The sequence below is a fragment of the Mycobacterium sp. FW102-FHT13B02 genome (assembly GCF_058790275.1).
Genome location: NZ_JBYTCM010000076.1, coordinates 1 through 647, shown reverse-complemented (window position 1 = coordinate 647; position 647 = coordinate 1). Strand labels below are relative to the sequence as shown.

1 protein-coding gene is annotated in these 647 nt (G+C 68.6%); it reads left to right on the top strand.

What is annotated here, in order from left to right:
* Nucleotides 1-545, top strand: a 545-nt coding sequence (locus tag AC3WTE_RS32620) for a C40 family peptidase (RefSeq protein WP_492443767.1), incomplete at its 5' end; no start/stop codon positions are given.
* Nucleotides 546-647 lie beyond the last annotated feature (102 nt).

Below are 647 nucleotides of genomic sequence, written 5' to 3'. Positions count from 1 at the left end.
GTGGTTACGGTGCCCGGCCGATGGGCGGCGGCATGCCGATGAGCGGCATGGGCGGCGGCATGGGCGGCGGCGGCTCGATGTCCGGGCTTGGCGATCTACCCGGCATGCTCTCGGGACTCGGCGGAACTCGCGGTGAGGGTTCGGGGCTGCTGCGAGGTCGGCACGCCACGGGCCTAGGCCTGCCCAGCAGCGCCGCGGCCCGCGCCGTCGCCTACGCCAAATCGAAGCTCGGCGCCCCCTACGTGTGGGGAGCCAGCGGGCCCAACCAGTTCGACTGCTCCGGCCTGGTGCAGGCGGCGTACGCGGAGGCCGGAGTGCGGTTACCCCGGACCACTTACCAACTGGTCAACGCCGGCGAGGCGGTGCCTCGCGGCGACATCCAAGAGGGTGACCTGATTCTGTGCAACTGGTCGGCACCCGGCACCCCCGAACACGTCATGATGGCCGTCTCCCCGACCATGGCCGTCGAAGCGCCCACCGCGGGGCAGACCGTGAAATTCTCGCCCATTCCGAGCGGACACATCGAAGTACGTCGAGTCGCCTAACTGACAGCGGATCCTCAGCGAATGTGGCTTTGGTGGTGGTCGGTGGTGTTGGTGGTGGGTGATACTGCCGGTCATGTCCTTGCAGGGCCTGGTTGACGCCAC